At 73.9% G+C, this 20818-nt stretch carries 15 protein-coding genes; 9 read left to right on the plus strand and 6 right to left on the minus strand.

Translation table 11 applies throughout. The features are described 5' to 3' along the window. Nucleotides 1-4: 4 nt before the first annotated feature. Nucleotides 5-913, plus strand: coding sequence for a Ku protein (locus ACFV9T_RS38495; protein ID WP_385447393.1), 909 nt, complete (start codon nucleotides 5-7; stop codon nucleotides 911-913). Between the two features lie 353 nt (nucleotides 914-1266). On the opposite strand, the gene ACFV9T_RS38500 is transcribed toward ACFV9T_RS38495, so the two are convergent. Further along, nucleotides 1267-2094, minus strand: a complete 828-nt coding sequence (locus tag ACFV9T_RS38500; RefSeq protein ID WP_385447394.1) for an NAD(P)H-binding protein — start codon at nucleotides 2092-2094, stop codon at nucleotides 1267-1269. A gap of 128 nt (nucleotides 2095-2222) precedes the next feature. Between ACFV9T_RS38500 and ACFV9T_RS38505 the strand changes: the two genes are divergently transcribed. Further along, on the plus strand, nucleotides 2223-2822 hold the full coding sequence (locus ACFV9T_RS38505; RefSeq protein ID WP_385447396.1) for a TetR family transcriptional regulator: 600 nt from the start codon (nucleotides 2223-2225) through the stop codon (nucleotides 2820-2822). A gap of 3 nt (nucleotides 2823-2825) precedes the next feature. Here ACFV9T_RS38505 and ACFV9T_RS38510 read toward each other — a convergent pair whose 3' ends face one another. Both ACFV9T_RS38510 and ACFV9T_RS38515 read right to left on the minus strand, forming a co-directional pair. Beyond that, the gene (locus tag ACFV9T_RS38510; protein WP_385447398.1) at nucleotides 2826-3110 is read right to left on the minus strand and encodes a DUF4157 domain-containing protein; all 285 of its coding nucleotides are present in this window, start codon (nucleotides 3108-3110) and stop codon (nucleotides 2826-2828) included. 226 nt (nucleotides 3111-3336) lie between these two features. Continuing rightward, nucleotides 3337-4806: a glycoside hydrolase gene (locus ACFV9T_RS38515; protein ID WP_385447399.1), complete on the minus strand. Its 1470-nt coding sequence runs from the start codon at nucleotides 4804-4806 to the stop codon at nucleotides 3337-3339. Nucleotides 4807-5052: 246 nt separating this feature from the next. Between ACFV9T_RS38515 and otr(A) the strand changes: the two genes are divergently transcribed. Beyond that, nucleotides 5053-6984: a tetracycline resistance ribosomal protection protein Otr(A) gene (gene otr(A), locus ACFV9T_RS38520; RefSeq protein ID WP_385447401.1), complete on the plus strand. Its 1932-nt coding sequence runs from the start codon at nucleotides 5053-5055 to the stop codon at nucleotides 6982-6984. Here otr(A) and ACFV9T_RS38525 read toward each other — a convergent pair. Both ACFV9T_RS38525 and ACFV9T_RS38530 read right to left on the minus strand, forming a co-directional pair. After that, nucleotides 6981-8564, minus strand: a complete 1584-nt coding sequence (locus tag ACFV9T_RS38525; RefSeq protein ID WP_385447402.1) for a beta strand repeat-containing protein — start codon at nucleotides 8562-8564, stop codon at nucleotides 6981-6983. The genes otr(A) and ACFV9T_RS38525 overlap by 4 nt on opposite strands. 36 nt (nucleotides 8565-8600) lie before the next feature. Beyond that, a complete protein-coding gene (locus ACFV9T_RS38530; protein WP_385447404.1) occupies nucleotides 8601-9353 on the minus strand; it encodes an IPT/TIG domain-containing protein in 753 nt (250 codons plus the stop codon). A 550-nt stretch (nucleotides 9354-9903) separates the two neighbouring features. Between ACFV9T_RS38530 and ACFV9T_RS38535 the strand changes: the two genes are divergently transcribed. From ACFV9T_RS38535 to ACFV9T_RS38560, 6 genes are read left to right on the plus strand one after another with little or no spacing between them, the layout of a single operon-like run. Beyond that, nucleotides 9904-11568, plus strand: coding sequence for a trypsin-like peptidase domain-containing protein (locus ACFV9T_RS38535; RefSeq protein WP_385447406.1), 1665 nt, complete (start codon nucleotides 9904-9906; stop codon nucleotides 11566-11568). Continuing rightward, complete coding sequence (locus ACFV9T_RS38540; protein ID WP_385447408.1) at nucleotides 11565-12116, plus strand: hypothetical protein; 552 nt, start codon at nucleotides 11565-11567, stop codon at nucleotides 12114-12116. Before ACFV9T_RS38535 ends, ACFV9T_RS38540 begins: the two co-directional genes overlap by 4 nt. After that, on the plus strand, nucleotides 12113-14827 hold the full coding sequence (locus tag ACFV9T_RS38545) for a tetratricopeptide repeat protein (protein ID WP_385447410.1): 2715 nt from the start codon (nucleotides 12113-12115) through the stop codon (nucleotides 14825-14827). The genes ACFV9T_RS38540 and ACFV9T_RS38545 overlap by 4 nt, the downstream gene beginning before the upstream one ends. 25 nt (nucleotides 14828-14852) lie before the next feature. Next, nucleotides 14853-16328, plus strand: coding sequence for a VWA domain-containing protein (locus ACFV9T_RS38550; protein WP_385447412.1), 1476 nt, complete (start codon nucleotides 14853-14855; stop codon nucleotides 16326-16328). Further along, nucleotides 16325-17257 (plus strand): hypothetical protein, encoded by a 933-nt coding sequence (locus tag ACFV9T_RS38555; protein ID WP_385447414.1) that lies wholly within the window; start codon nucleotides 16325-16327, stop codon nucleotides 17255-17257. Before ACFV9T_RS38550 ends, ACFV9T_RS38555 begins: the two co-directional genes overlap by 4 nt. Next, complete coding sequence (locus ACFV9T_RS38560; protein WP_385447416.1) at nucleotides 17254-18546, plus strand: ABC transporter substrate-binding protein; 1293 nt, start codon at nucleotides 17254-17256, stop codon at nucleotides 18544-18546. The genes ACFV9T_RS38555 and ACFV9T_RS38560 overlap by 4 nt, the downstream gene beginning before the upstream one ends. Nucleotides 18547-18588: 42 nt before the next feature. On the opposite strand, the gene ACFV9T_RS38565 is transcribed toward ACFV9T_RS38560, so the two are convergent. Then, on the minus strand, nucleotides 18589-20502 hold the full coding sequence (locus ACFV9T_RS38565) for an MFS transporter (protein WP_385447417.1): 1914 nt from the start codon (nucleotides 20500-20502) through the stop codon (nucleotides 18589-18591). Nucleotides 20503-20818 lie beyond the last annotated feature (316 nt).

Here is a 20818-nt window from a genome sequence, read left to right on the forward strand (position 1 = left end):
AAGCATGCGATCTATCTGGAATGGGAACATTTCGTTCGGACTGGTGAGCATCCCGATCAAGATGTATCCGGCGACCGAGGACCACTCGGTGTCCTTCCGGCAGATCCACACCTCCGACGGCGGCCGCATCCGGTATCGCAAGGTCTGCGAGCTGGAGGACAAGCAGGTCGACGCGGAGGAGATCGGCAAGGCGTACGAGGACGCCGACGGTGCCCTGATCCCGATCACCGACGAGGACCTGGCGGCGCTTCCGCTGCCGACGACCCGTGCCCTGGAGATCGAGGCGTTCGTGAACGCCTCGGACATCGATCCGCTGCAGATGGGCGACGCGTACTACCTCGGCGCCAACGGTACGGCCGCCGCCAAGCCGTACGCGCTCCTCCGCGAGGCCCTCAAGCGCAGCGAGAAGGTCGCCATCACCAAGTACGCGCACCGCGGGCGCGAGCGGCTCGGGATGCTGCGCGTCGTCGGCGACGCCATCGCCATGCACCGGCTGCTGTGGCCGGACGAGGTCCGTGAACCGGCGGGAGTGGCGCCCAAGGAGAAGGTCACGGTGAAACCGGCCGAGCTGGACCTCGCCGACACCCTGATGGCCACGCTCGGCGAGGTGAACCTGAGCGAGCTGCACGACGAGTACCACGAGGCCCTGGAGGCCATGGTGGCCGCGAAGGTCTCCGGCGCGACCCCGACCGCCGAACCGGGCGAGCGGCCGAGCGGTGCGCAGGTGGTGGACCTGATGGCCGCGCTGAAGGACAGCGTGCGCAGCGCGAAGGAGGCGCGCGGCGAGGCGGCCTCAGTCACGGACCTGAGCGACCGCAAGAAGCCCCCCGCGAAGAAGACGGCGAAGAAGGCCGCAGCGGCGAAGAAGTCGACCGCGAAGAAGAAGACGCCCCCCAAGAAGCGGGGCGCCTGAGGCCGGTGGCCGCTGCGCGGCGGCTCTCCCCTGACCCGCCCCTTCCCGAAACCGGGGACACCCCGGGCCCCGGGCTGGTTGGGGGTTTCGCGGGCGGGTGCGGGCCGGTGGGTGGGTTGTGCCCACCCGTTCCGCCCCGGCGGAACGATTGCCCACAACGGAGGGGCTGGGTCACCGGCGGGAGGGGGTGGGGTCGCAGGGGTGGGGGCCTGGACGACGACGTGTATTTGTGGCGCCTACTCCCGGCCCACCCCACGTTCTTCGGCGGTGGCGCCAAAAATATACGCGTCCAGGCCCCTGCCCCGGAGGCCCCGCCCCCGGCACCACCCACCCAGCAACCACGCCCCCACCGGTCAGCTGAAGGCGTCCGCGTGGTCCGCCACCCACTGCGCGAACGTCCGCCCCGGGCGGCCCGTGATGCGCTCCACCTCCGGCGAGATCGCCTGCGGCCGCCCCACCATCTTCGCGAAGACGCGCAGCAGCGAATCGGCGACGTCCGGCGTCATGAAGCCCCCGACCATCTTCTCGCGCGCCACCTCCGCCGGAATCTCCTCGTACCGCAGCGGCCGCCCGATCACCTCGCCGATGACCCGCACCTGATCGGCGAAGGTCAGCGACTCGGGGCCGGTCAGCTCGGGCGTCTGGCCGAGCAGGTCGTCGGTGAGGAGGGCGCGGGCGGCGACGGCGCCCATGTCGGCCTCGTGGATGGGGGCCATGTGCGCCCCGGCGTACGCGCCGTACACCACGTCCCCGGCCTTGATCTGGTCCGCCCAGTCCAGGGCGTTCGCGGCGAAGGCACCCGGGCGGATGTGGGTCCACTCCAGGCCCGACTGCCGGACCTGCTCCTCCAGGCCTCGGTGGAGGGCGCCGATCGGGTTGGCCTGCGGGTCGGTGTCGTCGAGGACGGAGGACGAGGAGAGCATCACGACGCGTCGCAGCCCGCTCTCCTTGGCCCGCTCCAGCAGCTTGTCGGCGCCCAGCTGCCACACCACGGCCGGGTTGAGGAACAGCGCGGAGGCGCCGTCCAGCGGCAGGTCCTCGGTGCGGGCCGCCTCGACGCCGTCGGGGAAGCGCGCGGCCCGGGGGTCGCGGGTGAGGGCGCGGACCTCCGCGCCCGCGTCGGCCAGCTCCTTCACCACGTGCGCGCCGACGTTTCCGGTGGCTCCGGTTACCACGATCATGACGAATCTCCCCTGACTGTCCTGTGCGGTCAGCTCCAGGTTCATCCAACCGGATGAAGTTGTCAAACATATAGATGGATGAAGAGGGGCGGTAGCCTGGTGCGGTCGAGCACGGAGGAGTTGACGACATGGAGGGGACGCCGAAGAGGCCCCGCCGCGCCCCCGCCCCCGAGGAGCGCAAGCTGTGCCCGGAGCGCTCCCGGCGGCTGCTGCTGGAGGCGGCCCGGGACGAGTTCGCGCAGAAGGGGTTCGCGGGCGCCCGGGTGCAGGACATCGCGGACCGGGCGGGCGTCAACAAGCAGCTGATCGCGTACCACTTCGGCGGCAAGGAGGGCCTGTACCGGGAGCTGGGCCGCGAGTGGCTGAAGCGCGAGGAGAGCTTCAACGACCCCGCGATCCCGCTGGACGAGTTGGTGATCCGCTATCTGAGGGAGGCGTTCGCCGACCCGCGGGCGACCCGGTTCAACGCCTGGTGCGGCCTCGACGACGCCGCGCCGGAGGGGGACCCGGAAGACCTGTCCGACCTGCGGCGCCGCCAGGCGGAGGGCGAGATCGCGGAGGACATCGACCCCGCCATGGCGATGCTGCTGTACGTCAGCCTGGTGACGGCGCCGATCGCGCTGCCGCACGCGGTGCGCCAGCTTTTCGGCACCGACCCGGAGTCGCCGGAGTTCCGCGAGCACTACGCGGAGCAGGTGCGGAGGGTCGTCCGCCACCTGGCGACGTGAGGTTCACCGCTGGGACGTGACGGAGGGGGCGGTCGCCTGGCCCGTGGCGTAGGCGTGGCCGTCCTGCTCGGCCGCCTGCTCGGACTCGTCGCCCGAGGTCCCGGCGGAGAGGAAGATGTGGTTGCCGATGGTCATGGCCTGGGCGCCCATCGCCGCCGTGGCGCGCTGCGCCACCGCGTCACGGTGGAGGCGGGTGGAGGAGAGCTGGTCGTTCTGGTAGAACGCCCCGGCCTTGGCCACGACCGAGGAGGGCAGCGACTCGCTGGACGAGTTCATGGCGGCGGCCACGAGGGCGCTCTGGCCTTCCGGCGGAGGCGGGTGTCGCTCGCGGCCGCTGAGGGGCCCGCCCTTCACCCTTCTTGGTGTTCTCGTCACGGGCCAGTCCCATAGGTCTTCCTCCGGGCGATCAAAGGCGAGTCGACCCGCCTCACGCTCGCAGGAATGGTGGGCGCCTTCCCAGAGGCGCAGGGGCAGACCTGCCGCCCTATGGGGCAGCGGCACCCACCACGCCCCGCTACTCCGTGACGCCGTCGATCTGGAACGTCTGCACCGACTGCGCGGCGAACGGCACGCTCAGCCGCTTGCCGTCCAGCACGGTGTCCCGGCGCGCCGCGTACAGATCGCCGCCGCCCGCCGTCTGCGTCGACCAGCGCGGTACGAGACCGCCCGTACCGCCGCTGACCTGGCCGAACCGCGACAGGTCGAAGGTGAGGGTCTGCGCGGCGCCGGGGTTGACGGCGACGAGCACGAGGCGGCGGGCGGCCGGGTCGTACGCGGCGACCGCGTGGTCCGAGCCGGTGGCCAGGACGCGCATGCCGGGGCGGATGTGCCGGGTGAACTGGGCGAGCACGTAGTACTTGGTCTGGACGGCACCGGGCTGCCCGGTGTTCGGGTCGTAGTGGATGAGCGCCCAGCCCGCGCTGGGGTCCATGACCTGCCAGTAGCACCACGCGGTGGGGTGCAGCCAGCGGAAGTCCAGGCAGAGGTTGGTGGCGAGGGAGAGGCCGGTGCCGTCCTTGTCGCCGGTCTCGGAGTTCCACAGCTTCTTGCCCGCGGCGCGCACGTCCGCGTACAGCAGGTCGCGGCGGCCGCCCGAGCCCTGGTAGCCGTGGACGTTGACCTGGTCGACGAGGGCGCGGGTGGGCGCGTCGAAGGAGCCCCAGGTGGTGCGGGCCAGGTCGTAGCTGGTCTCGTCGGAGGCGGAGATGCGGGCGGCGGACAGGCCCCGGCGGTCCAGCTCGGTGCGGAGGTGGCCGAGGACGGTGCGCTGGACGCCCGCGTCCATGTGGCAGCCCTCCTGGGTGCCGTCCGCCTTCCACCAGGTGGAGGAGGGTTCGTTGAACGGCTCGACGGTGGCGAAGCGGACGCCCCAGTGGTCCTGGGCGTAGCGGGCGGTGGTGGCGAGGTAGACGGCGAACTGCCGGTAGTTCCAGGACTGGAGGTTGTTGCCGCCGTCCGCCGCGCCGGAGGGGTTGTGGTTGAGGCACATCCACCACATGGGCGCGTTGGAGAACAGTTCGGTGACGGCGCCGCGCTGGACGGCCTTGGTGAGCGCCGCGCGCTGGGGCGCGTCGGCGGTCCAGCGCCAGGCGGCGGAGGCCGGGTCCTCGCTGGACCAGTCGTGCCAGAAGCCCTCGATCTGCTTGAAGCGCGGGATGTTGGGCGAGACGGCCATGGACTGGCCGCCCACGCTGGTCCAGGCGCAGCCGCCGACGTTGTAGCGGGCGATGTTCAGGCCGAGGCCGGGGAGGGTGGTTCCGGCGTACGGGGTGTTCTTGGTGGTGAAGAAGGCGTCGGCGAAGTCGTCCCGCTGCCCGAAGAGGTTGGCCCACCAGGCGAGCGAGGTGCCCCAGCCCTCCCAGCCGCCGTAGTCGGTGCCCGGGTCGACGGTCACGGCTTCGTCGGCGTGGGCCGTGCCGGTGGTCAGTGCGGTGCCGAGCAGGGTAGCGCTTGCTGCGGTGAGGAGCGTTCTTCGGCGCACCATGTGTCCCTTCTGCCGCTTGAGCCCCCGTGGTGTGAAGCGTCGGGCGCGCGGGGGGAGTTGTCGAGAGGTCTGACAGCGCTTTCTGCCCTCGCGTCAGACCGCGCGTAAATCGGTTGCCCGCAGGGCCCCGCCGCGCTCAGGATGTCGGCGACATTCCGCCCACGCGACAGGAGCATGCGATGCGCCGATTCCTCGGAACGACTCAGCGCCCCCACCGGACGACCGTCTTCGAGGACATCACCCCGCATGCACCAGACCATCAACATCGGCGTACTCGCCCATGTCGACGCCGGTAAGACCAGCCTCACCGAGCGGCTGCTGTTCGACGCGGGCGTCACCGACCGCCTCGGCAGCGTCGACGCCGGGGACACCCAGACCGATACGGGCGCCATCGAGCGGGAGCGCGGCATCACCGTGCGGTCGGCCGTGGCGTCCTTCCGCGCGGGCGGCACCCAGGTCAATCTGATCGACACCCCCGGCCACTCCGACTTCATCGCCGAGGTCGAGCGGGCGCTCGGCGTGCTGGACGGGGCCGTGCTCGTGCTGTCCGCCGTCGAGGGCGTCCAGGCCCAGACCCGGGTGCTGATGAAGACGCTGCGGCGGCTGCGGCTGCCGGTGCTGCTCTTCGTCAACAAGATCGACCGGGCGGGCGCCCGGCACGCGGAGCTGCTGGCCGACATCCGGCGGCTGCTGGCGCCGCACATCGTGCCCATGACGGACGTACGGGAACTGGGCACCCGGGCCGCGCGCGCCCGGCCGCGCTCGCTCGACGACGTCGGCGTACGCACCGAGCTGGCCGAGGCGCTGGCCGAGACCGACGACGCGCTGCTCGCCCGGCTCGTGGACGGCCCGCTTCCCTCCCCCGCCGAGGTGCGCGCGGCGCTGGCCTCGGGGACGGCGGAGGGGCGGGCGCACCCGGTGTACTGCGGTTCGGCGCTGAGCGGGGAGGGCGTCGCGGCCCTGGTCGACGGCGTCGTACGGTGCGTACCGCCCAGCCCGGACGGCGGCGACGGCGGCGACCGTACGGGGCCCCGGGGCGCCGTCTTCGCCGTCGAGCGGGCGGCGGGCTCCGCCACGAAGACCGCCTATCTGCGGCTCTTCTCGGGCGAGCTGACCGTACGGCAGCACCTCACCCTGCACCGGCCCGGCGGCCGACACGGCGACGGGCACAGCGGGCAGATCACCGCGCTGGAGGTGGTGGGCCGTCCCAGGGCGCGGGCGCTGACCGCCGGGGAGATCGCGCGGATCAAGGGGCTGCCCGAGGTCCGCGTCGGCGACCGGCTCGGGGACAGCGCCGCTGGAGACGGACAGCGGCACTTCGCCGCGCCCACCCTCCACACCCTCGTCCACGCCCGCGAACCCGGCCCCGCTGCCGCCGCCCGGCTGCACACCGCGCTGCTCGCCCTCGCCGACCAGGACCCGCTGATCCAAGCCCGCGCGATGCCCGGCGGCGCCACGTCGGTGCTGCTGTACGGGGAGGTGCAGAAGCAGATCATCGCGGCGACGCTCGCGCAGGACTACGGCATCGAGGCCGACTTCGAGCCGAGCCGCCCGGTCCTGGTGGAGCGGCCGGTGGGGGTCGGCGAGGCGTGCTACGAGATGGCGAAGCGCGGCCATACGGGGCCGTGGGCGACGGTCGGGCTGCGCGTCGAGCCCGCCGCGACCGGGTCCGGCGCCGGGTTCGGCTACGAGACCGAACTGGGCGCCCTGCCACGGGCGTTCCACACCGCGATCGAGCAGACCGTGTACGACGCCCTGCGGCAGGGTCCGCGCGGGCGCGCGGTCACGGATTGCCGGGTCACCCTGATCCGCTCGGGGTTCGACGCCCCGGTCAGCACCGCCGCCGACTTCCGGGGCGTCACCCCGGGGGTGCTGTGGGAGGCGCTGGAGCGGGCGGGGTGGCGGGTGTACGAGCCGTATCACGCCTTCGAGCTGGAGATTCCGTCCGATGTGCTGACAGCCGTCACCGCCCGGCTCGCCGCGGTCGGGGCGGACCTCGCGGAGAGCGCGGGCGGCGGGTCGGGGTGGCTGCTCACCGGGGAGATCCCGGTGCGGTCTGTGCACGAGTTCGAGCACGCGCTGCCGGGGCTGTCGCGGGGCGAGGCGGTGTGGCTGACCCGCCCGTCCGGCGACCGGCCGCTCCCCGGCGGCGCCCTGCAGGAGCCCGACAGGCCCTAGATATCGGGCCCGGCGACACGGGCGTACGTCACGGCGTTGCTCGTGCCGCCTACGGTCGTCACGGTGACGTTGACCGCCCCGGCCGACCCAGCCGGGGCGGTCGCCGTCACCCAGCTGTCCGACACGACCGTGAACGCGGCGAGCGTGGAGCCGAAATGGACCGCGCTCGTCGTGGTCAGGCCGCTGCCGAACAGGGTGACCGTGTTGCCGCCGCCCAGCGGGCCCTGACCGGGGACCGCGCTGGTGAGTACGGGGACGGCGGCGTAGACATAGGTGACGCCGTTGCTGGTGCCACCGGGCGTGGTCACCGTCACCTGCACCGCCCCGGCGGTCCCCGGCGGCGCCACCGCGGTGATCTGGATGGCGGAGACGACCGTGAAGGACGTGGCGGGGACGCCGCCGAAGGTGACGGCCGTCGCGCCCAGCAGGTTCGTGCCCGTCAGGGTGACGGCCGTACCGCCGGAGACCGGGCCGGAGGCGGGGGTGATGTCGCCGAGGGTGGGGACGCCGACGTAGAAGTAGGTGACGCCGTTGCTCACCCCGCCCGGACCGGTCACCGTGATCTGCACCGGTCCCGCGGTCCCCGGCGGGGCCACCGCCGTGATCTGCGTCGCCGACACCACGGTGAACGACACCGCGGGCACGGAGCCGAAGTGCACCGCCGTGACGCCGGTGAGGCCGCTGCCGGTCAGCGTCACCGTATTGCCGCCGCCGACCGGGCCCTGGCCGGGCGAGACCGCGCTCAGTACCGGACCTGCCGCGTACGTATAGGTGATGCCGTTGCTCGTACCGCCCGGACCGGTCACGGTCACCTGCACCGGACCGGCGCTGCCGGGCGGCGCGACCGCCGAGATCTGGGTGTTCGACACGACCGTGAACGACGTCGCGTTGACCGACCCGAAGCGGACGGCCGTCGCCCCGGTGAAGCCGCTGCCGGTGATCGTCACCGTGTTGCCCCCGGCGGCCGGGCCCCCGTTCGGCGAGACGCTGCCCAGCACCGGGCTCGCCACATACGTATAGGTGAGGCCGTTGCTCGTACCGCCCGGACCGGTCACCGTGATCTGCACCGGACCGGCGCTCCCGGGCGGCGCGACGGCGGTGATCTGCGACGGTGAGACCACGGTGAACGACGTCGCGTTGACCGAGCCGAAGCGCACCGCCGTGACCCCGGCGAGACCGCTGCCGGTCAGTGTCACCGTATTGCCCCCGGCGGCCGGGCCCTGGTTCGGCGAGGCCCCGCTCAGCACGGGGGCGGGGGTGGACGCGTAGGAGAAGGCCACCCCGTTGCTCGTGCCGCCCGGGGTGGTCACCGTGACCAGCACGTTGCCGGAGCCCGCCGGGGAGGTGGCGGTGATCTGGTTGGCGGACACGACGGTGAAGGCGGGGGCGAGGGTGGTGCCGAAGCGGACCGCCGTCGCCTGGTTGAAGTTGCTGCCGGTGATGGTCACGGCGGTCCCGCCTCCGGGTGATCCGGAGGCGGGACTGACGGAGCTGATCACCGGAGGGGACGCCGCCGTGGCCGCGGGCGCGGCGGTTGCCGTGGAAACTCTCTCCTGGCCTGCGGCGTGAGGGATGCTCAACGTACTGCTCCTTCCAGCGGAACGTCCCAGGGGTGATCAGATACCGGGCCCGGCGAGGTACTGGAACTGCGTCGCGGCGGTCGCGCTGCCCGCGGGGTTGGTGACCGTGACGTCGGCGGGGCCGGGCTGTCCGTCCGCCGTGGGCGGGGTGACCGCGGACACGGTGGTGGAGTTGACGACGCTGAACGGCGCCGCGATGCCGCCGAAGGTGACCGACTGCGTGGTGCCCAGGTTGGTGCCGGTGATGGTCACCGCGGTGCCGCCGGAGGCCGGACCGGAGGTGGGCGTGAAGCCGGTGACGGTGGGCACGTCCACGTAGGTGTAGGACAGGCCGTTGTTGGTGCCGCCCGCCGTGGTGACGCTGACTCCGACGGACCCGGCTGCCGCGCCCGCGGGCACAGCGACAGTGATGACGCTGTCGGAGACGACCGTGGGGGTGGCGTTGTTGGCACCGAAGGCCACGGAGGTGGCGGTCGAGAGCCCGGTGCCGGTGATGGTGACGGTGTTGCCGCCCGCGAGCGGGCCGGAGCTGTCGCTCAGGCCGGACTTGAAGGGCGCGCCGACGTAGAAGAACGTCAGCGGGTTGCTGGTGCCGCCCGGCGTGGTCACGGTCACCGGGACCGCGCCGGTGCCGGACGGCGAGGTCACCGTGACGGAGGTGGGCGTGTTGGCGGTGATGGTGGCGTTCTTGCTGCCGAACTTCACCGCGGAGGCGTTGGCGAGGTTCGTACCGGTGATGACGACGGTCGTACCGCCGCCGGTCGACCCCTGGTTCGGAGAGATGGGCATGGCGTGTGCTCCCTGCTGAAGACCGAGCGGTACCGGACCGGGAAGCCCGAAGACGGCTCAGAGGACGGAAGGAGAGAGGGACGGGACGGGCCGGGCGGGTCGGACCCGCTCGCGCTCGCAGGAGAATGCGATGTGCGCCGGCCGGGTCGTTGGGGACGCCCGCCCGGCCCCCTCGCTCGGTACGCCTGGCGCCCGGGACCGACGAGGATGCGGGGGGCCTGGTTCGTCGGAAATACCGACGGAGGCCATACCGCACGTTTTCAGTAATCCATCGGAATGAGTCCGTCCACAAGAAGTGTGACGCCGCATCACTCGAATGGCGGGGCGTGCGACCGCCGCAGGTCGTCGCCGCCTCCGCGCCGGGCCCGCTGGGGCCGCGCGGGAGCGCGCGGCGAGAGGCGGTGGTTCCCATTCCGGCGGCCTCTCACCCGATCCCGTGACCCATCGGACGAAGGGGTCACTTCCGCACCCGGCGGGCGTATCCTCTTGCCGCATGGGGGAGGACACGGGCATTCCCGTCAATGGGTGCTCCGCCGGGGGGTGTTGGCGGGTGCGGATCCGTAGTACGACCGGCGAGATCCTGGGCGCCGGAATCCTGCTGGGCGGCGACACCGTGCTGACGTGCGCCCATGTCATCCCGGACGACGGGCGCCCGGTGCCCGCCACGCCCGTCCTCGTCGATCTGGTCCAGGTACCCGACGCCGCCCCCGTGACCGCGCGGGTCGCCGCGGGCTGCTGGGTGCCCCGGCGCTCCGACGGATGCGGCGACATCGCCCTGCTGACGCTGGACCGGCCGCAGCCCGCCGAGCACGCCGCGCCCCTGTACCGGCTCTCGCCCGAGCCGCTGGGGCAGGTCCGCAACCTCGGCTTCCCGCTCCACAACGACGACGGCACCTGGTTCTACGCGAAGATCGCGGGCACCGTCGGCCCGCGCGCGGAGTGGCTGGAGCTGATCCCGGACTCCCCCGGGGACGTGGTGCGGCGCGGCTGCAGCGGCGCCGGGGTGGAGGACGTGAAGACCGGCCATGTCATCGGGATGATCGTCAACCGCTACGACGACGCCCCCGGCATCCCCGCCGACGAGCGCCGGCTGCGGTCGAACATGATCCACATCGAGACGATCCTGCGGCACCTCCCGCTCGTCCACCGCTTCGTGGGCGGCGACCCGGTGGTCGACGCCCGGCTCGTCTCCCGGCTCACCTCCGGCGAACGGGGCGTGCTGGACATCCCGTTCGCGCAGCGGCTCGCCCTGTGGCTGCGCCGCGCGTCCCTGGCCGGACGGGCGGACGGCGTCGCGGACGTGGAGACGGTCGTCATCGCGCACGACGACAGCGGCCGCTACGAGGCGCTCAGCCGCGCCGTGACCCTCGCCGACCGCGAGCTGTCCGGGGGCGGCGACGACGAGGCGGTGTCCGCCGCCCCGCACGGCACGGTGCCGCCGCTGGGCAGCGTGGACCTGGCCCTCGACGTCACCGGCCGCACCGACACCGAGGTGGCCCGCCGGGTCGCCGACCGCCTGGACCTGCGCTCCCCCGGCGACACCTCCCCGCTCAGCCGCGTCCGGGCCAACGCCGTCCCGCTGACCGTCGTGGCCGTCGGGCTCGACCACGCGAGCGAACCGGAAGCGCTGATCCGCTTCATGAAGCTCCTCGCCGACCAGGGTGCCCGGCTGATGCTGGTCTTCCGCGACCCGCACGCCCCCGGACTGCGGCTGGCCGAGCGGCTGTTCCGCCCCGACCCGGAGCGGATCGACGCCTGGCTCGACGAACTGGCCGCCGAGGTCGCCGAGGCCACCGGCCTGGAGCGGGAGGCCACCGAATCCGGGGCCCGCGCCGCGTCGGACCCGGCGGAGGCCCCGGCCCTGCGCATCAACCTGACCCGGCTGCGCGGCGACCCCGAGCTGCGCACCCACCACATCGTGGCCAAGCTGGCCGCGTTCGAGCACGCGGTCCGGGCGGTACGGGACCGCGCCGAGGCGGCCCTGCGCCGGGCCGACGCCCAGCGCGACGAGGTCAAGGAGCTGAAGGGCCTGCTGAACGCGTACGCGGCACTGCTCGGCGCGAAGGCCGCGTCGGAGCGCCGCGAACTGTTCCCCCTCCAACGTGCCGCCCACCGCGAGCTGACCGCCCTGCCCTGCGACGTAGCGGCGGCCCGCCGAGCCGTGGACCGCTTCGTCCAGGCGGTGCACGCGGCCCCGGAAGCGGAGGCCCCATGACGCCCCCCGCAAGGTGCCCCCGCCCCGACTGCCCCGGCGTCGGCCACGCCCAGACCAACACCCGCGGCTTCTGCACGGACTGCGGCCGCAGACCCGCCGCGCGCCCGGCCGGGGACCTTGGCCGGGCGCCGAGCGCGGCCCCGGAAGCGGCCCAGGGCCCGCGCCCGGCCGCATCCGGCGCGGGCGCGGGCGTAGGTGCCCGCACCGGGCGCGGCCTCGGCACCGCTGCCGACCCGGCCTCGCCCCCGGTCCGGGCCCCCGGCGCGGCCACGCAAGCGGCGGCCTCGGGCCCGGGCCCCGGTACGCCCTCGGGTCAGGCTGAGAGCCCAGGCCCAACCGCGCCCGGCAGCGCCACCGAACCCGCCACCGGCACGGGGCTCGGCCCCGCCAGGGGCACACGCCCCGGCGCAGGCCCCAGCCCCGCCGCCGCCCACCGCGAACTGGCCGCGGTGCCGTGCGTCGTAGCTGCGGCGCGCCGCCGTTACGAACGCTTCGCCCTCGCCGCGCACGCGTCGCCCGGCGCCTCGCCGCACGGGGAGGCACCGTGACGGCCACCACGGCGTGCACCCGCGCGGACTGCCCCGGCGGGGGCCGCGGCCGGATCAACGACCGCGGCTTCTGCACGGAGTGCGGCCGCAGACCCAGCCCCGACGCCCCGGCCCCGGCCTCGCCCCCGGGCCCTGCCGCGCGCCCGCCCTGGGACCCGGGCCGGGCCCCGGAAGCGGCAGCCTCGGTTCCGGCCCAAGGCCAGGGCACGGGCCCGGCCGCATCCGGCCCCACCGCGCGCCCGGCCGGGGCCCCGGGCCGGGCTCCGGGCGCGGCCCCGGAAGCGGCCCAGGGCCAAGGCCCGGACCCGGCCGCGTCCGGCACCGATACCGGACCCGCCACCGGCGCGGGCGTGGGTGCCCGTATGGGCGCACAGCCCGACGCCCGCGCAGGGCGCGGCCTCGGCGCCGCTGCCGACCCGGGCTCGGGCCCCGCCGCGGCCGGTCCCGGCGTGTCTCCCGACGCCCGCGCAGGGCGCGGCCCCTGGGCCGCCACCGGGCCCAGCACCGCCAACCGCAGCGGCAGCGCGACCGGCATCGGCTCCGGGGTGACCACCGCCACCGATCGGGTTCGGCGGCGCGACGCCGCGCGGAAGTTCTCGCTGGGGCCCGCCGGGGACGGGCTGCTGGATCTGCCGTGGGTCGAACTGCCCTCGCTCACCGACCTCGTGCTCGACGATCCCCGGCCGCCGTCCCGGGGACAGATCTGCGGGCGGCCGGGGTGCGAGGAGACCGTGGGCGCGCCGTACAACGGGGAGCCCGCGCTGGCGGCGGGGGTCTGTCCACGGTGCCGCCATCCGTTCGACTTCACCCCGCGGCTGCGCCCCGGCGATCTGCTGGGCGAGCAGTACAAAGTCATCGGCTGCGTCGCGTACGGCGGGCTCGGCTGGGTGTATCTCGCCGAGGACACCCAGCTGGACCGGCAGCCCGTCGCCATCAAGGGGCTGATCAACAACGAGGACGAGGCGGCGCTGCGGGCGGCGGTCGAGGAGCGGCGCTATCTGACGATGCTCGACCACCCCGGCATCGTCCGCATCATCAACTACGTCACCCAGCCCGAAGAGCCCGGCAGCGGCAGCGGCAACGGCGGCGACCGGCTCACCGGCTACATCGTGATGGAGTTCGTCGGCGGCATGACGCTCGCCCAGATACGGGACGCCATCGCGGACGCGATGCCGCCGTACGACGGGCCACGCCTGTACGAGCACATCCTGGCGTACGGCTGTCTGGTGCTGCGCGCGGTCGGCTATCTGCACGGCGAGCGGCTGCTGTACTGCGACCTCAAGCCGAGCAACGTGATGCATTACGAGAGCCGGGTCAAGGTGATCGACCTGGGCGCGGTCCGCCGCCTCGGGCAGCGGGGCGGCGATCCGCCGGTGATCACCGAGGGGTTCGCCTCGCCCGAGTCGCTGCGCGGGGGCCCGCTGACGGAGCGCCACGATCTGTACGGCGTCGGCGCGACGCTGCGGTCGCTGTCCGACAAGGCGCGGCGGCCCGCGCAGGCCCCGCCGGGCCTGGGCGCCGAATCGTACCGGCGGGTGCTGGCCCGCGCCACCGCCCACGATCCACGGCGCCGGTTCCCTTCGGCGGCGGAGATGTCCGAGCAGCTGTGGGGCGTGCTGCGGGAGATCCACGCGCTGCGGCTGCGAGAGGAGCAGCCCGCGCCGTCCACGCTGTTCGCCCCGACCGCCGCGCTGCTGGACGCGGGGCTCGGCCGGATCCCCGGGCTCGAACACTGGCTGGACGGCGACCCGCGCCGCGCCCTCGCGCACGGGCTGCCGTCGCCTCGGCAGGTGCCGCCGGGGCTGCCGGTGCCGTTCCCGGACGCGGCGGACCCGGGCGCCGCCCTGCTCAACACCCCGACGGACAGCAGCTCGCGGCGGCTGATCGAGCAGCTGGGCGCGTTCCCGTACCCGTCGGCGGAGATCCGCTTCCGCAGCTGCCGCGCCTACCTCGACCTGGGGATGCGGGGCCGCGCGGACGCGGAGCTGACGGCCGCCGAGGAGATCATCGGCAGCGGTGCGGCGTACGACTGGCGACCCGCCTGGCACCGCGCGCTGCTGCGGCTCGCGGGCGGCGCGGTGGCCGAGGCGCGGCGCGCGTTCGACGCGGTGTACAGCGCGCTGCCCGGCGAGTACGCGCCCAAGCTGGCGCTGGGCTACTGCGCCGAGCACCTGGGCGACCACGAGGCGGCCAAGCGGTTCTACGAGGCGGTGTGGGAGCGCAACCGCTCCCAGGGCAGCGCCGCCTTCGGCCTGGCCCGGCTGCGGCTCGCCGCGGGCGACCGGGGCGGGGCGGCCGCCGTCCTCGACGGGGTCCCGAAGGTCTCGCGCCACTACGACGCCGCCCGGATCGCGACCGTACGGGTGCTGGCGGGGCGGCTCGGCGAGCAGCCCCACGACCGGCCCACCGGAGAGGACCTGGTGGAGGTGCTGACCCGGCTGCCACGGCTGTATCTGGACGACGGGCGCGCCCATGGGCAGGCCCGGGACCGGCTCACCGCGGAGGTGCTGGAGGCCGCGCTCGACTGGGCGCCGCGCCCGGGGCAAGCGGCCGACCCCGGGCTGCTGTTCGGCGAGGGGGACGACGAGCTGTCGGTGCGGTCCCGGCTGGAGGCGGTGCTGCGGCGGCTGGCCCGGCAGGCCGACAGCCCGGAGGCGCTGGGGGTGCTGGTCGACCGCGCCAACGCCATCCGGCCCATGACCGGCGTCTGACAGAGCGGGGGGACAAGGGGATCACATGAGCCAGGAACGGTACGGGGACGACGCGGGCGACGGCCCCGCCATCACGCTGCGCGTGCACCAGAACAAGTACCTCCCGGCCGCCGCGGGCCCCGCCGAGATGCACGCCGTCGTCAGCGTCGAGACCCGGGGGCTCGGCCCGGCGGCGGCCCGTACCGCCGCCTCCGAGGTCATCGTCATCGACTGCTCCGGCTCGATGGGCTGGCCCCCGACGAAGATCGCGGCGGCCCGCCGGGCGACCGCGACCGCCGTGGGGATACTGCGCGACGGCACCCACTTCGCGATCATCGAGGGCACCGAACAGGCCCAGGTCGTCTACCCGTTCGCGGGCGGCATGGCCGTCGCGGGCCCTGACACCCGGGCCGCCGCCGCCCGCGTCGCGGCCCGGCTGCCCGCCATCGGCGGCACAGCCATCGGCGCCTGGCTGGACCTCGCCCGCCGCCTCCACCTCAGCCGCCCCGCCGCGATCCGGCACACCCTGCTGCTCACCGACGGCCGCAACGAGCACGACGCCGCCGGGTATCTGGACAAGGTGCTGGACGGCTGCGCCCCGCACTTCACCTGCGACGCGCGCGGCATCGGCGACGGCTGGGACGCCACCGAACTGAAGGAGATCACGCGGCGGCTGCACGGCCGCGCCGACGCGGTCCTCGACGACGCGGCGCTCACCGCCGAGTTCGAGGCGATGACCCGCGCCTCCATGGCCAAGGCGCTCTCCGGGGTACGGATCCGGGTCCGTACCCGGGCGGGCGGCCGGATCGCCTTCGTCAAGCAGGTGCACCCCACCCGGTCCGACCTCACCGCCGAGGGCACCCGGCCCGACGACCGCACCTGGGAATGCCGCACCGGCGCGTGGGGCGACGAGTCCCGCGAGTTCCATCTGTGCGTCCTCGCCGACCCCGGCAGCGACCCGATGGACGAGGACGTCGAACTGGCCGCCGTCGACCTCACCCTGGACGGCGATACGGACGGCGATACGGACCTTCCGCCGCCGCCCGCCCGGTCCGTACTCGTCCAGTGGACCGACGACCTCCTGCTGTCCTCCCGCGTCGACCCCCGGCTGGCGCACTACGGCGCCGACTCCGACCTCGGCCTCGCCATCACCGCGGGCTGCGACGCGTACGAGGCGGGCGACCGCGAGGAGGCCCGGCGGCAGTGGGGGCAGGCCGTGCGGCTCGCGCACGGGCTGGGCAGCGCCAAGATGCTGGCGCGGCTGGGCGGGCTGGTCCACATCACCGACGCGGCCACCGGCGAGGTGCGGATCAGGGAGCCGATCCGGCCGCTGGACCTCAACTCGGCGATGATCGTGACCGAGGAGAGCGTCCGCTTCACCGGGCCCCGCCTCACCGAAGCCCCCGCCGCCTCCCCCACCGGCCCCGACCAGGTCTGCCCGTCCTGCCGCCGCACCGCGCCCGCCACCGCCGCGTACTGCCAGAAGTGCGACACCCCGCTGCGCCCGGAGGGCGTCTCATGAGGGGGACCCGTACCTTTTTGGTGCGGCGGCTGACCGCGCTGCTCGTCGTCACGGCGGCGGCGGTGACCGCGCTGTTCGCCGCGTACTACGGCGTCAGCCGCAACACCACGGCGGTCAGCGACCGGTCGACCCCCGCGATCCTCCAGGTGGCCGCCGCGATCGACGCCCTCCACGCCGCCGACGCCCGGGCCAGGCTGAGCCTCGACGGCCCCACCACGGACGTCGAGGGGCTCGGCGAGGACTACCGCAACGAACTGTCCACGGCCAACCAGTCCCTGGCCCAGGCCGTCAAGAGCACCACCGGCGGCAAGGCGGCCCGCCAGTCGCTGCTCACCATCGCCGGACTGGTCTCCTCGTACAGCGACATCATCGAGCAGGCGTATGTGAACCGCGGCAACGAGGATCTGCGCGACGCCTATCTCGGCTACGCCACCACCATGCTCGTCCGGGACCACGACGGCATCCTGGCCCGGCTGGACACCGTGCAGGACGGGCAGCGGCAGGTGCTGCGCGCGCAGACCTCGTTCGGCTGGCTGCTGACGTTCGCCTGGTGGGTGCTGGTGCCCGCGCTGTTCCTCGCCCTCGGGACGCTGCTGTGGCTCACCCAGCGCTATCTGCGGCACCGCTTCCGCAGGCTGGTCAACCCGTGGCTGGCCGCGGCGTCCGTGCTGCTGATCGCGGTGATACCGCTGGGCCTCTTCACGGCGCAGACCCAGCAGCGGCTGGGCGAGGCGGGCTCCATCCTCCACCACACCAACATCGGCTCCAGCGGCGGCGAGACCGCCGACAAGGTGGCCGAGACCATGCGCGGCACCCACTGGCGGGCGGGGGCGGTCGGCTGGATCCCGCTGGGCGGCGCGGTCCTCGCGGCGCTGATCCTCATCGGGCTCCAGCCGCGCATCGACGAGTACCGGTTCCAGCCGCGATGAGCGCCCGCACCCGCTCCTTCCACGTGACCGCGGCCGTCCTCGGGCTGTGGCTGCTGGTGCTGACCGCGGTCGGCGCGGGCGACACCGGCGGGCAGCGGTCCCGCGGCAGCGTCAGCGTGCTGGCCACCTGGACCGGCGACGAGGCCGCGGCCTTCCGCGACCTGCTCAAGTCGTTCACCGACGAGTCCGGCATCCGGGTCGACTACCAGGGCACCACCGCGCTGCGCGAGGTGCTGTCCTCGGAGGTGAAGGCGGGCACCCCGCCCGACATCGCCGTCCTGCCGAGCCCCGGCGAACTCGCCACCTACGCGGACGCCCCGCTCGTACCGCTGCAGAAGGTGCTGCCCGCGCGCACCCTCGCCGCCTACGGACCGCTGTGGAAGCCCGCACCGCACGGGGACGGCGCGGTCTACGGCATCGCGGTCAAGGCCGACCTGAAGAGCATCGTCTGGTACGACAAGAGGCGCCACGGCGAGGACGAGCTGCCCGCCCTGGCCGCGAGGGACGGCCAGTGGTGCGCCGGGATGGGCGGCGACGCCACCTCCGGCTGGCCGGGCACCGACTGGATCGAGGACATCTTGCTCCAGCAGCAGGGCAAGGCCGTCTACGAGGCGTGGGCGACCGGCGGCCTGGAGTGGACGGACCCCCGGATCGGGCGGGCCTGGCGGACCTGGGGCTCCCTGTTCGGGAAGGGCGCGGCGCGCACCGCGCTGCTCACCGACTTCCGGGACGCGGGCGGGAAGCTGTTCGCCGCGCGGCCCACGTGCGCGCTGGAGCACCAGGGCTCGTTCATCCGCGGCGGCTACCCGCCGAAGGCCCGCGCCCGGGCCTCGTTCACCTTCTCCACCGGGCTGATCCCCGGGGCCGACCCGGACTCCACCGCCCGGGAGGTGTCGGCGGACTTCGCCGCGATGTTCCACGAGACCCCGCAGTCGCGCCGCCTGCTGGCGTATCTCGCCTCGGCGGAGGCCCAGACCGCCTGGGCGGAGAACACCCCGGACGGCCGCACCCGCCCCTTCTTCGCCAACGGCGAGGTGCCCGTGGAGGCGCAGCCCGACGACGAGGTGGCCCGGCCGATCGCCGAAGCGCTGAAGGATTCCCGCTCGCTGTGCCTGGACGCGTCCGACGCCATGCCGACCCGGATGCGGCTGGCCTTCCAGCGCGCCGCCCTCGCCTACCTCAGCGACGTCGGCAAGGGCCCGGGCGCGCTGCTGACCAGCCTGGAGAAGGTCCGTACCGATCTGCACCGGGAACGCGGAAGGCCCTGGCTGTCCACCGTGTGCGGGTGACAGCCAGGGCCCGGCGGGTCGCTGTACGGCCTTGCGGCGTCGTTACGGAGCCATCTCCTTCGGGCAGGGCGTGCCGCGCGGCAGCTTGTACTTGCCCGCTATCCGGTAGGTCCCGGGCTTCGGGGCCTGCAGCACGGTCCACTCGTCCTCCGGCTGGCCCTCCACGGCCGCCTCGGTCCGCGTGGTCAGACAGCCCTGGCGGTTGACCGGCAGCTCCTCGTGCTCCTCGGCCTTCGGCGCCTTGACGCTGCGCCCCTTGGCGTCCACCAGGCCCAGCCACGGCGAGTACGGGATGCGGATCAGGACCGGCCCGCGCTCCCGCACCTTCAGGACCAGCTGGTCCGCGCCCGCCCGCTCCACGGTGGCGGGCGGGTCGGCGACCTGCGTCGGGTTCTCGACCTCGTACAGCTTCCAGTTGTCGTCCGACCACACCTGCCGCAGATACGAGAGCTTGGTGCTCAGCAGCAGCTGGGACTCCTTCTCGGCCCCCTTGTCCGGGTCGTCGTTGGGGAGCACCACGTAGTGCACCGCCCAGCGCTTGAGCCACTCGTGGTAAGTCGCGGGGGTGAGGGTGTTCTCGCCGTAGAAGATCGGGTTGCGGTCCAGGTCCCGCTGCCGGTTCCAGCCGCGCGCCAGGTTGACGTACGGGACGAACGCGGAGGACTCGCGGTGGCTGCGCACCGGCACCACCTCGACCCGGCCCTGGTCGGTGTTCACCCGCTTCAGCTGGTCGACCAGCGGCGCCAGCTCACGGGCCCAGGACGCCGAGGGGGTGGTGTGGATGACGTCGTCGCCGGTCTTGACGACCTGCCACACCGTGACCGTCGCGAGCGACAGCACCACCGCGATCCACCGCTGCCCGGCCCGCGTGGTGCGCAGCTCGGCGCGGGCGGGCTTGATGCCGGGGGCGGTCAAGGCGGCGATCACCACCACACCGCCGAAGATCATGCCCAGCCGGGAGATGTTGGTGCCGATCTGCGAGGGGATCAGCCAGGTGAGCACCACACCGAGCGAGTACAGCGCCGCGCTGACCCGCACCGTGCGCCACTCGTGCGGGGACAGCAGCCACCCCGCGAGCCCGGCGGTCAGCGGCAGGATCACCGAGCCGATGGACATCGGCTGCTCACCGGAGAACGGGAACAGCCACGCGGACAGCGCGACCACCAGCACCGGCGTGACGCCGAGCGCGTACGCGGCCGGGCGCCGCTTGGTCAGCCACAGCGCGGCCGCCACGATCCCCACGAACAGGCCCGCCACCGGGCTGGCCATGGTCGCCACCCCGGACAGCAGCGCGGCCAGCAGGAACCGCCCGGTCCGGTGATGCCAGTGCCGGGACCGCCAGCGCACCGGCCACGCGAAGATCACCGCCACCGCGGCGAGGCCGAACATCGCGCCGAGCCCGAAGGTCACCCGGCCCGAGATCGCGTTGCAGACCAGCGCGAACGCGCCGTACAGCGCGGGCCACATCGGCCGCGCCACCGAGCGGCTGCGGACCAGCAGCAGGGCGAGCAGCCCCGCGGACAGCGTCCCGGCGATCACCATGGTCGACCGCACGCCGAGGATGGCCATCAGATATGGCGAGATGACGCTGTACGACACCGGGTGCATGCCGCCGTACCACGCCAGGTTGTACGCCGAGTCCGGGTGCTGCAGCGCGAACTCCGCCCAGGCGTCCTGCGCGGCCAGGTCGCCGCCGCTGTTCGCGAGCAGCGCCACCCACAGCAGGTGCAGCACCCCGGCGGCGGCCAGCGCGGCGGGCACCGGGCGGCGCAGCACGCCCCAGACACGCTGGACCACCCCGGTCCGCGCGGTGGTCCCCTCACCCCCGCGGGTCGCCTGCGCTGCGGAATCGTCCGGTTCGGCGGGCCAGCGCTGCGCGGGCAGGCGTATTCGCGCCGCGGTGCTCTCCTCCGAGCTGCCGTTCTTGTCGGCCCGTGTCGGATCCACGGTGGTCACTGTGGCTCTCCCCGTCTTCCCCCGAGGTCTGCCCCTGTCATCTTCTCAACCCTGTACCGGTTCCCCACGGTTCGCCTCGGGTTCACCTCGGCGAGTCAGGTCAAGGGACATTCAGGCGACGCTAGCACGCGGAGGTGGTTCGTCAGCGGTTACGGACACGGGCACCGGCGCGGCTCGCGCCGGTGCCCCTGGAGGACGCTCTCGTCCCCAGGGGGTGTCTCGCCGATCATGCCGGGCTCCCGACGCCTGGCACGGCACCTCGCGGCCCCGCGCTCGTCGCACGCAGCGCCGCTGCGCTCTCCTCACGCGGGTTGCG

It is taken from the genome of Streptomyces sp. NPDC059850 (assembly GCF_042731515.1).
Taxonomy (GTDB): Bacteria; Actinomycetota; Actinomycetes; order Streptomycetales; family Streptomycetaceae; genus Streptomyces.

Bases quoted from the DNA above. Each gene is read 5' to 3' on its own strand.
- ACFV9T_RS38495 (WP_385447393.1), top strand. From the start codon at position 5: ATGCGATCTATCTGGAATGGGAACATTTCGTTCGGACTGGTGAGCATC.
- ACFV9T_RS38530 (WP_385447404.1), bottom strand. From the start codon at position 9,353: ATGCCCATCTCTCCGAACCAGGGGTCGACCGGCGGCGGTACGACCGTC.
- ACFV9T_RS38550 (WP_385447412.1), top strand. From the start codon at position 14,853: ATGAGCCAGGAACGGTACGGGGACGACGCGGGCGACGGCCCCGCCATC.
- ACFV9T_RS38555 (WP_385447414.1), top strand. From the start codon at position 16,325: ATGAGGGGGACCCGTACCTTTTTGGTGCGGCGGCTGACCGCGCTGCTC.
- ACFV9T_RS38560 (WP_385447416.1), top strand. From the start codon at position 17,254: ATGAGCGCCCGCACCCGCTCCTTCCACGTGACCGCGGCCGTCCTCGGG.
- ACFV9T_RS38500 (WP_385447394.1), bottom strand. From the start codon at position 2,094: ATGATCGTGGTAACCGGAGCCACCGGAAACGTCGGCGCGCACGTGGTG.
- ACFV9T_RS38515 (WP_385447399.1), bottom strand. From the start codon at position 4,806: ATGGTGCGCCGAAGAACGCTCCTCACCGCAGCAAGCGCTACCCTGCTC.
- ACFV9T_RS38540 (WP_385447408.1), top strand. From the start codon at position 11,565: ATGACGCCCCCCGCAAGGTGCCCCCGCCCCGACTGCCCCGGCGTCGGC.
- ACFV9T_RS38505 (WP_385447396.1), top strand. From the start codon at position 2,223: ATGGAGGGGACGCCGAAGAGGCCCCGCCGCGCCCCCGCCCCCGAGGAG.